Source organism: Bartonella sp. CL434QHHD (assembly GCF_042195145.1).
Classification (GTDB): Bacteria; Pseudomonadota; Alphaproteobacteria; order Rhizobiales; family Rhizobiaceae; genus Bartonella.
This window is the reverse complement of record NZ_JBHINT010000011.1, coordinates 84,561-97,647: the sequence shown is the minus strand read 5'-3', so window position 1 is coordinate 97,647 and position 13,087 is coordinate 84,561. Positions and strand designations below refer to the sequence as shown.

At 37.6% G+C, this 13,087-nt stretch carries 10 protein-coding genes and 2 pseudogenes; 7 read left to right on the top strand and 5 right to left on the bottom strand.

The window, feature by feature from the left end; translation table 11 throughout:
* Positions 1-945 precede the first annotated feature (945 nt).
* Both ACFILN_RS01770 and greA read right to left on the bottom strand, forming a co-directional pair.
* A complete protein-coding gene (locus ACFILN_RS01770) occupies positions 946-2,004 on the bottom strand; it encodes a glycosyltransferase family 4 protein (RefSeq protein WP_273791220.1) in 1,059 nt (352 codons plus the stop codon).
* 17 nt (positions 2,005-2,021) lie between these two features.
* On the bottom strand, positions 2,022-2,495 hold the full coding sequence (gene greA, locus ACFILN_RS01765; RefSeq protein ID WP_007347010.1) for a transcription elongation factor GreA: 474 nt from the start codon (positions 2,493-2,495) through the stop codon (positions 2,022-2,024).
* A 339-nt stretch (positions 2,496-2,834) separates the two neighbouring features.
* Here greA and ACFILN_RS01760 point away from each other — a divergent pair, with 339 nt between their 5' ends.
* The 3 genes from ACFILN_RS01760 (at position 2,835) to ACFILN_RS01750 (ending at position 7,126) form a co-directional block, all read left to right on the top strand.
* Positions 2,835-3,149, top strand: coding sequence for an SH3 domain-containing protein (locus ACFILN_RS01760; RefSeq protein ID WP_375630822.1), 315 nt, complete (start codon positions 2,835-2,837; stop codon positions 3,147-3,149).
* A 257-nt stretch (positions 3,150-3,406) separates the two neighbouring features.
* Positions 3,407-5,716: an excinuclease ABC subunit UvrB gene (gene uvrB / locus ACFILN_RS01755; protein ID WP_273791222.1), complete on the top strand. Its 2,310-nt coding sequence runs from the start codon at positions 3,407-3,409 to the stop codon at positions 5,714-5,716.
* A gap of 627 nt (positions 5,717-6,343) precedes the next feature.
* Complete coding sequence (locus tag ACFILN_RS01750; RefSeq protein WP_273791223.1) at positions 6,344-7,126, top strand: BA14K family protein; 783 nt, start codon at positions 6,344-6,346, stop codon at positions 7,124-7,126.
* A gap of 69 nt (positions 7,127-7,195) precedes the next feature.
* On the opposite strand, the pseudogene ACFILN_RS01745 reads toward ACFILN_RS01750, so the two are convergent.
* A pseudogene (locus ACFILN_RS01745) lies at positions 7,196-7,507 on the bottom strand (MBL fold metallo-hydrolase); the annotation flags it as partial.
* Between the two features lie 4 nt (positions 7,508-7,511).
* On the opposite strand from ACFILN_RS01745, the pseudogene ACFILN_RS01740 reads away from it, so the two are divergent.
* Positions 7,512-8,126: pseudogene (locus tag ACFILN_RS01740) on the top strand (sensor histidine kinase); the annotation flags it as partial.
* Positions 8,127-8,712: 586 nt separating this feature from the next.
* A complete protein-coding gene (locus tag ACFILN_RS01735; RefSeq protein ID WP_375670732.1) occupies positions 8,713-9,336 on the top strand; it encodes a BA14K family protein in 624 nt (207 codons plus the stop codon).
* Between the two features lie 69 nt (positions 9,337-9,405).
* On the opposite strand, the gene ACFILN_RS01730 is transcribed toward ACFILN_RS01735, so the two are convergent.
* Positions 9,406-10,056: an MBL fold metallo-hydrolase gene (locus ACFILN_RS01730; protein ID WP_273791225.1), complete on the bottom strand. Its 651-nt coding sequence runs from the start codon at positions 10,054-10,056 to the stop codon at positions 9,406-9,408.
* A gap of 144 nt (positions 10,057-10,200) precedes the next feature.
* Here ACFILN_RS01730 and ACFILN_RS01725 point away from each other — a divergent pair, with 144 nt between their 5' ends.
* Entirely contained in the window at positions 10,201-10,905 is a 705-nt protein-coding gene (locus tag ACFILN_RS01725) for a response regulator (RefSeq protein ID WP_273791226.1), read from the top strand.
* An 8-nt stretch (positions 10,906-10,913) separates the two neighbouring features.
* Positions 10,914-12,254 (top strand): ATP-binding protein, encoded by a 1,341-nt coding sequence (locus tag ACFILN_RS01720; protein WP_375637402.1) that lies wholly within the window; start codon positions 10,914-10,916, stop codon positions 12,252-12,254.
* Positions 12,255-12,299: 45 nt separating this feature from the next.
* On the opposite strand, the gene ACFILN_RS01715 is transcribed toward ACFILN_RS01720, so the two are convergent.
* Entirely contained in the window at positions 12,300-12,800 is a 501-nt protein-coding gene (locus ACFILN_RS01715) for a YbjN domain-containing protein (RefSeq protein WP_375629408.1), read from the bottom strand.
* Positions 12,801-13,087: the final 287 nt, after the last annotated feature.

Below are 13,087 nucleotides of genomic sequence, written 5' to 3'. Positions count from 1 at the left end.
CTCATGCAAAAAATATGAATATTTGCTGATAAAAGTGTTTTTTCTCTTTAATAGAGTTACCTCCTTATAGAAAAAAATGCTATTATATTACGAGCTCACAAGCTTATAAAAAAACATCTCACAGTACTCATCACCCCCATTCCACGACAGCCTTCATGAAAGATATAAAATGGGCACCATCATTTTTACTTAAATAATAATAAGGTGCAAGTCGGTACTACAAAATAAGATATAAATTAGTACCACCATATTATTTTTTTTCTGTTAATGTCGTAACAGCCTGCATTTCAGACAATTTATAAGAAATCTCTTTACACCTTGTCTTCAATAGTTTTGATCCACCACATGCCTTCTTCCGATTGTGATGTGCTAGAGGATAGCTCTCCTTGATTTAATATCAACAGATTTGACATAAGAAAATCTTACGCTACTCAAAGCTCTTATTCAAATTGAAAAGGTAAATTATCTATAAAAATCATATATATATTAATCTTAAATCCATCTTATCATGAATTTATTGAAAATATGTACGACTATTTTATCCATGGAGATAGCATCATTATCTTTTTAAGACAAGAAAACGTTTTTTTGCTATCTATTTAAGTCTTACAAAACGAACAATATCAGTACGACACCGTATAAGATAGTGCATAAATCCCCAGACTTGAGTTAAAGCATTATTTTCTTCTTATTCTAAAACATCAATGAATAAAAGTAGCTTTCCTCTCTCCTAGTATGCTTTATCATAAACTACATATCGCTCTCAAGCGTATACATTTTTAATCTTTTATCCAAAATTTTGAGAACTTCTTATAGCGTTCTACTAAAGACAATATAAATTTTGTAAAATAACAGCTATATCATTGAGCTGTTTTCTTGATGACTATGAGAAACCCTTAAGGAAAATACTTTTTATCATCCCTCAAGAAGATTTTTGATATCATATCAAAGTGTTTTTTCCGCAAACAGTTCTTTGTAAACACTTTCAATCTTGCTTGCCTCTTTTTCCAAAGGAAAGTGAGTACGAACATGGGTTAAAGCTTTCTTTCCGGCTGCCAATGTTTTTTCCACATCAGAAAAATAAGGTTCAATTGCTGCGGTTAAAGCCGAACCATCTCCTGCTTTTACAACTGTTCCTGTCGCTTCTACAACCAATTCTTTATAAGCTCCAGCATCACTCGTTACAACCGCAACCTGTGATGCCATTGCTTCTAATGGCGTTAAACCGAAACCTTCTGTACGAGAAGGTGCAACATAAAGTGTTAAACGACGATACCACAAAGGGATGTCCAGAATCTCACCAAGAAAAATAATGCGATCATCCAGACCAGCTTTAGCAATCTTTTGGCGTAACTCTTTTTCAAAATGATAATATTGCTCTGTCGTACGACCAGCGATAAGTGCTGTCCATTCGGGGTAATCAGGCAATAATGCTATCATGGCATCAACAAATAAATCTGTTCCCTTTGAGTAGCGCAGACGCCCAAAACATCCTACCGCATATTTTCCTGGAAATCCTGTCGAAGAAAAGCAATCATCAAAAGTCTGTGGTGGAGTAAAACGCCTCACATCCACCCCATGCATAATAACCTTATGAGGCACTTCTAGATAAGCGCCCGTACGTGTACTGGTAGCTATAACCCTATCCATACAGCGAATCAACCATTTGGTAAAAGGCTTATGATGACGTTGTGAAGCCGAAGTAAAGATGAGTTTAAGCTTCATTCGCAAAACATCGCGTAAAAAGATCCCACAAAGCATCTCAATATTGCGTCGTGCATGCCAAATACGAAATGGCTTCCCTTTCGGACTTTTCCAAAGTCCGAAAAGGTCCCTAAAGGCAAGAGCCGGTAAAGTTTGTGGTAAACCAAACCCCAAAGTGGATATACGCATACCCTGTTCGCGTTGCATTGGAATAAGCTGAATAATCGTAGATGTTACTCCCGACAAACGCCTTTTAAAGTGAGGCGCAATAACCTCAGTTTCGTCCAAAGATACACGCATAATAATCCATATGTTATTTAGATGTACTGAACCTTAATGATCTCATAATTATGCGCACCACCTGGTGCATTCACCTCAATCACATCACCTTCTTGCTTGCCAATAAGTGCACGTGCGATAGGCGAAGAAATAGAGATTTTACCAACCTTTACATCAGCTTCTTGATCTCCTACGATCTGATACACTTTTTTTTCTTCAGTGTCCTCATCCAAGAGTTTAATGGTTGCGCCAAATTTTATTTTGTCACCTGAAAGACGCGAGACATCTATAACTTCTGCTCGCGCGATATAATCTTCAAGCTCATTTATACGCCCCTCATTATGACTTTGCGCTTCTTTAGCTGCGTGATACTCAGCATTTTCGGATAAATCACCATGCGCACGCGCTTCAGAAATTGCTTCAATAATTCGCGGACGCTCCTGTTGTTGACGCCAACGCAACTCTTCTTTAAGACTCTCAAAACCAGCTGTAGTCATCGGAACTTTTTCCATAATCCGTCCCTTTCTATTACACGGAAGGTTTAATAAAAATACAAAAAACGGCTTCCAAAATTACTTTTGGAATCCGAAAACTACGATCTTTTTTATTATATAGTACAGTATCGCTGTTTTCCATACAAAAATAAATAAAGGAAACAAAACATGCACAAATAGTGATTAAAACATCTCATTTTGGTGTTTAAAACGTTAAACTTCACTCTTCTCTTTAAAAGTGTCCTAAAGAAGAAAGAATTGTATTTTTTTCTGTTTTATCATAATCTAGTAAAAGAAATCATATGGGATATGAAGAGAGAAGGATAGAAAATCTCTAAAGAAATTCTTTACAGAAAAATGAAAAAAATCGTCATTTTTTTTATGTTTGGCTCTTTCTTTTTAGCCACAACAATATCAGAGGCAGCAGATGCTTTTGTTACGAGAAATCTTAATTTTAGAACAGGTCCCAGCACTCAGTATGCGCTTTGCGGCTTAATCTCTGCTGGAGAATTGGTTTTTGTTAAAAACTGTGAAGGAAATTGGTGCCATATCCGATATAACACTCAAATAGGTTGGGTGTCATCTCGTTATCTTTCATTTAAAGATGGAAACGATCTTTATCACACATATACAATGTCTTTAGTGCCCAAACATACCGATTATTCTCCATAACAGCCATAATAACTTATGCCCTCTTGAATATCATCATGGCAAAAATGCAATAGTGTCCACGAACAACCACAAATATACCCCCTCCAAAGAAATACTTCAAAGAACTCTTCTCATGAAAAACTTGATCAATATCCTAATGAAAGCTCTAATAAACCAAAATAAATCTGTTCAATAACGTTTTGCTGTTGTCGTAATAAATTTGTAAAATTAGTATTTTCTTTAAAATCACCAACACTTTTCTATCAAAGGATACAACAATGAAAAATGGTGTTACTGCAACAGTAGAAGCTCTTTCTGCTCTCATTGCTTCAGGTAATCCTCTTTTTAAGAATGGCGCGTTATGGACACCTCACCGCCCTGTTCGTCCTGAAAAGTCTGAAGGTGGTATTCCATTTCAACTCGAAACATCTTTTAAACCCGCGGGAGATCAACCTCAAGCCATAAAAACTCTGGTTGAGGGAATTCAAAAAGATGAACGTACACAAGTGCTTTTAGGTGTTACCGGCTCAGGAAAAACCTATACAATGGCCAATATCATTGAAAAAACACAGCGTCCAGCTTTAATCTTAGCACCAAATAAAACTCTAGCAGCGCAGCTTTACGGTGAATTTAAAAGTTTTTTTCCCCATAATGCCGTCGAATATTTTGTTTCCTATTATGACTATTATCAGCCAGAAGCCTACGTTGCACGCTCTGATACCTATATTGAAAAAGAATCCTCAATTAATGAACAAATCGACCGGATGCGTCATGCTGCAACACGCGCCGTCTTAGAGCGTGATGACGTTATTATCGTCGCCTCTGTCTCCTGCATCTACGGAATTGGTTCCGTAGAAACCTATACGGCCATGACCTTCCAAATAGCAAAAGGGGACAAACTCAATCAACGAACACTCTTGGCTGATTTAGTCTCTCAACAGTATTATCGACAAGATATCAATTTCATTCGTGGTTCCTTTCGTGTACGAGGGGATACAATCGAAATTTTCCCTGCCCACCTCGAAGATCGTGCTTGGCGTATTTCGCTCTTTGGCGATGAAGTGGAAACAATTACGGAATTCGATCCTCTCACCGGACAAAAAACAGGCGATCTTCAATCGATTAAAATTTATGCCAATTCACACTATGTAATACCGCGACCAACACTCAATCAAGCAATGAAAGCCATCAAAATGGAACTCGTTCAACGCCTCGATGAGTTGAACGCAGCTGGACGTCTTTTAGAAGCACAACGTTTAGAACAACGTACAATTTTTGATTTAGAAATGTTAGAAACCACCGGCTCATGCGCCGGAATAGAAAATTATTCACGTTATTTAACAGGACGAAAACCCGGAGAACCACCACCAACCTTGTTCGAATACATTCCAAATAATGCTCTTGTTTTTATCGATGAAAGCCACGTAACCATTCCCCAAATTGGGGGCATGTACCGAGGTGACTTTCGTAGAAAAGCAACACTAGCAGAATATGGTTTTCGCCTCCCTTCTTGTATGGATAACCGTCCTTTGCGCTTTGAAGAATGGGATGCTATGCGCCCACAAACGATTGCTGTCTCCGCAACACCTGGACGCTGGGAAATAGAACAATCTCACGGCACTTTTGCGGAACAAGTTATTCGCCCAACAGGGCTTGTTGACCCACCAACAGAGGTTCGTCCAGCCAAAAATCAAGTCGATGATGTTGTGAATGAAATTCGTAAAACAATTCAAAAAGGCTACCGTACATTGGTGACAGTTCTCACAAAGCGTATGGCTGAGGACTTAACTGAATATCTCCACGAACAAGACATTCGTGTACGCTACATGCATTCTGACATTGATACATTAGAACGCATTGAAATTCTACGCGATCTTCGGCTTGGCACCTTTGATGTCCTCATCGGTATCAACTTGCTCCGAGAAGGCTTAGATATTCCAGAATGTGGTTTTGTTGCCATTCTAGATGCCGATAAAGAGGGCTTTTTGCGCTCTGAAACTTCCCTCATACAAACAATCGGACGTGCTGCACGTAACGTAGATGGCCGTGTTATCCTCTATGCAGATACGATCACTGGTTCCATAGAACGAGCCTTACAGGAGACACAAAGACGTCGACAAAAACAAATAGCCTATAATGAAGAACACCATATCACACCGAAAAGTATCAAAAAAAATATCGGAGATATTCTCAATTTAGGCGATGAAAACAACCATGTTCGTACAAATATCCCTGATGTTATCGAGAAAAAAAATATAGTTGGCAACAATTTAGCATCTCATATTAAACACCTTGAAAAATTAATGCATGAAGCAGCTGCTGATCTTAATTTTGAAGAAGCAGCGCGACTTCGCGATGAAATCAAACAATTACAAAAGATAGAACTAGAACTCGCAGAAAATCCCTTAACACATCATAGCGAACAATCCACCCATGAGCCCGTGTTACAACAAAGTCTTTTCTCCAAACCAGACCTTGCACACATGGGACCAACCATGGACACTGGTATTTTGGAAAATCAAAAAGGAAAATCTCGTAAAAACACCCCTAATCAAGCAACAATAAAACGAAAAAAACGCAATCAATGAAGGAGTAAGAAATTTCAAACCGCATAAAATAATCTTCAGCTCTTCTAAAAAAGACTAAGGTTCAAAAGCAAACAGCATTGTCCGAAAAATAGACAACCTCCAACATCAAGGGTGCTCCAATTTGTCTAAAACAACATAAGAAAGAACATTTTACAAAAAATTCCAAAATATATTATTTTATACAGTTATACTCTGATATTTAACTCAATATTATCGATCCTTACAAAAAAATATTCAAATAGGTCACTGTTCTATAACACAAATAAAGTAAAATAAGACTTTCTCATAGAACCATAAGACTATGATAAAAAATGATAACTTTGTATTCATACACCTATTGTTCAATTCATATTGTACCAAACAATAAAAAAGTACCAATAAATAAAGATTTTATATCCCATAGTAAAAAATCTGGTACTCTCAATACAAATTTATTAATTAACCTCAAGCAGAGTACATTAATTGAAATCAAAATTCTGTTATGATTTTATTGTACTGTCTCCGTGGTAGATTTAACTAAATGAATTTTTATTTTTTTGTCACAATAAAGTCCAAAATTGTTCAGGCTCTATTCAGTTTGAAACGTGTAGGATGTGAAAAATACGAATTTACACAAGGAGCATCATTATGAAAAAAGTGATCAGGTTAGCGGTATTATCAGCAATGTCAACTGTGACCGTTTTGATGCCGCTAAATGCAACGCTTGCGAATATGGCATGGAATCGTAGTGACTCTATCTCGAGAGAAATAGATGATATGATGAGGAAGATGCGTAAAGAAACAGATGATGCGATAAGGGAAATAAGGAAGAAAGCTGATATCCCGCCTTGCGGTTTTTCTCGCTCCCATTGTTCTGATAGAAAACGTGGCTTTTTTTCTGATGATTTCCAAAAGTTTGTTGATGATTTCCACAAGAGTTTTGAAGACGGCAAAAGAAGATTTAAAGCCGAACATGAAAGGTTTGTAGCCAAACATAGTAAGACGGAACAACAACACCATCACCACCACCACCACCATTATCATTATATTGAAAACAAAACGTATCATTACGTCGAGCGCAAAAAAACAAAACACCGTAATGTTCATATAGAAAACTCAGGAGATGCTGTAGTAATGGGTATTCTTGGTCTTGCAACAGGTACGATTCTTGGTACAGTTTTAAAAAAACCAGAACAGCCACAAGTTGTTTATCAAATAGTACCACAAAATCAAATTGTATATCAACAGGTTCCACAAGAACAGATAATTTATGAAGCTCCGCAAATGGTGAAATATGAGCCAGTACAACAATCATGGGAATCTGATTGGCTTAACTATTGTAAGAAAAAATACCGTTCTTTCAACCCTAAAACAGGAACTTTCCGAGACCGTAATGGTTTGGAACACGTTTGTTATGCCCCAATAAATTAACTTCTGTTCCGCCCTACTAAAAAGTCTTAAATGGCACAAAAAAACGCTTCAAAGCGTTTTTTTGTTTGCTCATATATTAAAATCTTGAAGAAAAGGATTATTTTGGCGCCCATAGCCTATGCTACTTTTAGGGCCATACCCACAAATAAAATAAACATCATCGCCTAAGGGTAAAACTTTTTCTCGAAGAGATTGTATCAATTTTTCATAGGAACAGAAGGGGAAGTCCGTACGTCCAATAGAACCACGAAAAAGAACATCACCCAAGAGGGCTAAGCGCTCTTCTTCATTGAAATAAATAACATGACCAAGGGAATGCCCTAGTGTATGCAAAACCCTAAACTCATGTCTAGCAAAATACACACACTCACCCTCTTCTAACTATATCGAACAACGCACCATGATGCTTTCGGGTGTAAGCCATGATTTAAGAACCATTCTCACCCGTTTTAAACTTCAACTAGCGTTAGCAAATACTGACTTTGATATTAAGCCGCTTGAGCAAGATGTGAGCGACATGCAAAATATGTTAGAAAATTACCTTGCTTTTGCCCGTAGTGAAGGAAGTGAGTGTATTAAAACTTTTGATTTAAATGCTCTTATGCAAAAATTCTCTACCGATGCGCATCTTCACAAACGTCAATTTTCCTACACCATTGAAAGCCCTACACAAATACAAGTACGCCCCCATGCCTTCACGCGTCTCATCAGCAATCTTGTATCAAAAGCATTTTGTCATGCTAATACTGTCAAACTAACAGCCATATCCCAACAAGAATCTTTCATCATAACTATTGATGATAATGGACCTGGGATTCATAAAAATATGCGCACAGAAGTCTTTAAGCCATTCTTTAAACTTGATAAAACACAAAATCAAGATGCGAGTAGAGCAGGACTCGGCCTTTCTATTGCTCAAGATATAGCACGTAGCCATGGAGGCAATATTCAATTGGATGATAGCCCTCTAGGGGGCTTACGCGCTATTATTGATGTTCCCCCTTTAGCAATTTTTCTTGTTAAACCACGTTATAAAAAAATCCCTAAAACTATCAAAACATGCCAAAAACACTTCTAAAACCTAAATGAGCACAAAAAAATTAAAGAGAATGTTTCCCATATATCAAAAAAAGTTCCCGCAATATATTATCTTATACAGTTATAATCTGATATCGAACTCAATATTTAACCTCACAAGAGAGTAGCCAAACAGGACTGTATTCTATCACACAAATAAGATTTTATCTTAGCACCATAAGCCTATAATAAAAAACGATAACTTTTATTCATACACCTATTGTTTAATTCATATTGTATCAATTAATAAAAAAGTACTCATCAATAAAGAATTTATAACCAATAGTAAAAAATCTTCTGCTCTCAATACAAGCTGCTGAATTAACCTTAAGAATATTACATTAATTGAAATCAAAATTTTGTCATGATTTTATTTTACTGTACCGGCAATGTTTTAACTAAATGAATTTTTATTTTTTTGTCACAATAAAGTCCAAAATTGTTCAGGCTCTATTCAGTTTGAAACGTGTAGGATGTGAAAAATACGAATTTACACAAGGAGCATCATTATGAAAAAACTCTTCAGATTAGCGGTATTATCAGCAATGTCTACTGCAACCGTTTTGATGCCATTAAATCCAACGCTTGCAGATATGGCATGGTATCATAGCTATGATATGAGGAGGGAGGCTGGTTTACCAGCTCACAATTTTAGCTCCCATTTTTCTCATAGTGAACATCGCTCTTTTGATAATCCCCACAAGCGTCATTATGTTAGCCATAAATGGGGAGCACAACAACACCATCATGTTGAACACAAGACATATCATTATGTCGAGCGCAAAAAGACAAAACACAGTAGTATTAATATAAATAACTCAGGAGAAGCTTTAGCAATAGGCATTCTTGCTCTTGCAGCAGGTGCACTTCTCGGCAAAATTTTAAAAAAATCAGAACAGCCACAAGTTGTTTATCAAACCGCACCACAGCATCAAATTGTACATCAACAGGTTCCACAAGAACAGATAATTTATGAAGCTCCGCAAACGGTGGAATATGAGCCAGTACAACAATCATGGGAATCTGATTGGCTTAACTATTGCAAGAAAAAATACCGTTCTTTCAACCCTAAAACAGGAACTTTCCGAGACCGTAATGGTTTGGAACACGTTTGTTATGCCCCAATAAATTAACTTCTGTTCCGCCCTACTAAAAAGCCTTAAATGGCACAAAAAAACGCTTCAAAGCGTTTTTTTGTTTGCTCATATATTAAAATCTTGAAGAAAAGGATTATTTTGGCGCTCATAGCCTATGCTACTTTTGGGACCATGCCCACAAATAAAACAAACATCATCGCCTAAGGGTAAAACTTTTTCTCGAAGAGATTGCATCAATTTTTCATAGGAACAGAAGGGGAAGTCCGTACGTCCAATAGAACCACGAAAAAGAACATCACCCAAGAGGGCTAAGCGCTCTTTTTCATTGAAATAAATAACATGACCAGGGGAATGTCCTGGGGTGTGAAAAACCTTAAACACATGTCCAGCAAAATGAACACACTCACCATCTTCTAACCATTTGTCAGGAATACAGATGCAAGCATCAGTGATGCCATAATTTTTTGCGCTTTCGCTCACAGCATCCATCACAGGCTTATCATCGCGATGTGAACCGATAATTTTTACATTAAGCGCTTCTTTCGCTTGCATTGCTGCTCCTACATGATCAAAATGACCATGTGTTACCCAAATAGCCTCAACAATAACACCATTCTTTTCGATTACGTCTTGAATCCGCGGCCAATCACCACCAGGATCAACGAGAACCCCCGTTTTACATTCACTATCAAAAAGCAAAGTGCAATTTTGTTGGAATGTCGTAACGGGAATAATATGTATATTAAGACTACCCATAATATCCTTTTCAAAAGTAACTTTTTTAAATTTATAAATAAAACTTTCTCTCCTTTAAGGTAAAGGTGCTGCTCGACAGCTTTATACAACTTATGTAAACTTGCATTTTGTGTAAACTAAATTTTTATCAAGGTTTTTTTAAGAATGACCAATCACGTTCAAGTTTTGTGTGACGATGCCCCTCACCTTCTTGTGATTGATGACGATACTCGTATTCGCAATCTTTTATTTCAGTTTCTCATTAAAAATGGATTTCGTGTTTCAGTTTCAGCCAATGCGAATGAAGCAAGACGACTGTTGGCAAGTTTAGATTTTGATCTTCTTATTGTTGATGTCATGATGCCTAGCGAAAACGGTATTGATCTCACTCATTCACTCCGCCAAACAAAAGATGTTCCTATCTTGATGCTAACAGCTTTATCAGAAATAGACAATCGTATCCGTGGATTAGAAGCAGGGGCCGATGATTATCTGTCTAAGCCGTTTGACCCTCGTGAACTTCTCCTTCGCATCAACGCCATTTTACGACGTGGTTTTCCCCTTAGCCAACCTAAAATTGAGCAAATCGTTTTTGGTCCTTATATATTTTCAATTTCACGACGCGAACTCAAAAAAGGAGGAGAAATTATTAAATTAACAGATAAAGAACAAGAAATGATGGTCATGTTTGCCGAAAATGCAGGCGATACAATTCCGCGCCATAAATTCGCGACAGATGACAGCAATATAAGTGAACGTGCCATTGATGTGCAGATCAACCGCCTTCGTCGTAAGATCGAAAAAAATCCAGCACTGCCTATATGGCTCCAAACCGTGCGAGGAATAGGGTATAAACTCTCTATTGAATAGGCACAAGAATGATCAAACCTTTAAGATTTTTTCTTCGATGGTTAACGAAAAAAATGCCTAAACGGCTTTATGCTCGCTCTTTAATCATTATTATCGCTCCCATGGTGCTTCTGCAAACGGTCATTGCTTATGTCTTTATGGAACGCCATTGGCAAATGGTAACCGAGCGTCTTTCAACAGCTGTCGTGCATGATATTTCAGCCATTATTGATATTCTTGAAACATATCCCCAACAAGATAACTATGAAGATATCAAGCGTATTGCACAACAACGTATGGGATTAAATATTTCTATTCTATCTCCTACCTCCTTACCCCCTCCAGGACCTAAGCCATTTTTTGCAATTCTTGACTATTTTTTAAGTGAAGAAATCACCCGCCAAATTAACCGTCCCTTCTGGATCGATACCGTAGGAGATTCTGATCTTGTTGAAATCCGTATCCACCTTGGTCACAACATCTTACGCGTCTTTGCTCCACGCAGCCAAGCCTATGCTTCCAATACTGCTATTTTTTTAAGCTGGATGGTAGGAACAGCTCTTGTTTTATTGCTGATAGCAATTTACTTTTTGCGCAATCAAATCAAACCGATTCAACAATTGGCTGAAGCAGCAGAAAGCTTTGGACGCGGTCGTCCTTTACCAAAAGGTTTTCAACCACAAGGAGCTGATGAAGTCCGTCGTGCAGGCATCGCTTTTTTACGCATGCGTGAACGTATTGAACGCCAAATTGAACAACGTACCATGATGCTCTCAGGAGTAAGTCATGATTTAAGAACCATTCTTACACGCTTTAAACTTCAGCTGGCATTAGTAAATACTGACTTTGATATTAAACCGCTTGAGCAAGATGTAAGTGACATGCAAAATATGTTAGAAGATTATCTTGCTTTTGCTCGGGGTGAAGGAAGTGAAAGTGTCAAGACTTTTGATTTAAATGCTCTTATGCAAAAATTCTCCACCGATGCTCGTCTTCACAAACGTCAATTTTCTTACACCATTGAAGGTCCTACAGAAATACAAGTACGTCCCCGTGCTTTCACACGCTTAGTCAGCAATCTTGTAACAAATGCATTTTGTTACGGCACGACTGTTAAACTAACCGCTAACTCTCAACAAGAATCTTTTATATTGATAATCGATGATAATGGACCTGGAATTCATGAAAATATGCGCACAGAAGTTTTTAAGCCATTCTTTCGACTTGATAAAGCGCGAAATCAAGATGCAAGTGGAACAGGACTTGGTCTTTCTATTGCTCAAGACATAGCACGCAGCCATGGTGGCAATATACAATTAGATGAGAGCCCACTCGGGGGAGTGCGCGCTATTCTTGATGTCCCCCTATGAGCAATATTTCCGCAAACCGTCTGTAAAAATAACAGACTGTATATTTTAGGCATTCCCTACAGTTTCAAACAAAGTGTACTGTAGTGCCTTGTAAGCACTTTCTCCCGACAAAGCAACCATCTGAAATGCAACATAATGGCTTTCACAGGCTTTAAGTGCATGTATCAACAATGTTTCAACCTGTATATGAGATGGATGCATCCCACCAGCCAAAAGAAGACCTTGTCGATAAATAACTGAATTATTCCTTTGCCAGTAATCAAAATGTCCCAACAACAACTTTTCATTAATTGCTAGCAATAAGCGCTGTATTTCAGCTGTTCGAGCATTTTTAGTAGAGAGATCAAACGAACAAGCTAAATGAAGTGCTTCATGCTCTTCCATCCATGAAAAAGCAAGACGATAGTTTGCGCGTTTTCCTTCCACACAAACGCTAATTTCATCTTGTGCATCCCGCTCAAACGACCAATCATATTCACAGGCAATCTGTTCGATAAAGTCAACAGGGTGCTCTTTTCTTTCTGTGGCGCAAAATGCAAGCCTCATCACAATCCTCAATCATCTTAAAACATTGTCAACAGAATATAAACCGTCTAAACTGTAACAATATTTTGCTACAATCAGAACCTTTACACCAAACAAATACACATAAAAACATCGACAGTACACAAACACCCAGAACACAATCGCGCTGTTTAGGGCAACCTGATAGTCATAAAACGAATCATCAAGTCTTTTCAGTGTATTGATACAATTTCATAGCGCCAGCCCCCCTGATTCAAAAAAATGTATTTTACCCAAAAAAAAATCAAAAATAAACAAATGCTCCGCTC

Excerpts from the sequence above, each read along its gene's own strand:
- greA (WP_007347010.1), bottom strand. The coding sequence starts at position 2,495 with ATGGAAAAAGTTCCGATGACTACAGCTGGTTTTGAGAGTCTTAAAGAA.
- ACFILN_RS01750 (WP_273791223.1), top strand. The coding sequence starts at position 6,344 with ATGAAAAAAGTGATCAGGTTAGCGGTATTATCAGCAATGTCAACTGTG.
- ACFILN_RS01730 (WP_273791225.1), bottom strand. The coding sequence starts at position 10,056 with ATGGGTAGTCTTAATATACATATTATTCCCGTTACGACATTCCAACAA.
- ACFILN_RS01720 (WP_375637402.1), top strand. The coding sequence starts at position 10,914 with ATGATCAAACCTTTAAGATTTTTTCTTCGATGGTTAACGAAAAAAATG.
- ACFILN_RS01760 (WP_375630822.1), top strand. The coding sequence starts at position 2,835 with ATGAAAAAAATCGTCATTTTTTTTATGTTTGGCTCTTTCTTTTTAGCC.
- ACFILN_RS01725 (WP_273791226.1), top strand. The coding sequence starts at position 10,201 with ATGACCAATCACGTTCAAGTTTTGTGTGACGATGCCCCTCACCTTCTT.
- uvrB (WP_273791222.1), top strand. The coding sequence starts at position 3,407 with ATGAAAAATGGTGTTACTGCAACAGTAGAAGCTCTTTCTGCTCTCATT.
- ACFILN_RS01735 (WP_375670732.1), top strand. The coding sequence starts at position 8,713 with ATGAAAAAACTCTTCAGATTAGCGGTATTATCAGCAATGTCTACTGCA.
- ACFILN_RS01770 (WP_273791220.1), bottom strand. The coding sequence starts at position 2,004 with ATGCGTGTATCTTTGGACGAAACTGAGGTTATTGCGCCTCACTTTAAA.
- ACFILN_RS01715 (WP_375629408.1), bottom strand. The coding sequence starts at position 12,800 with ATGAGGCTTGCATTTTGCGCCACAGAAAGAAAAGAGCACCCTGTTGAC.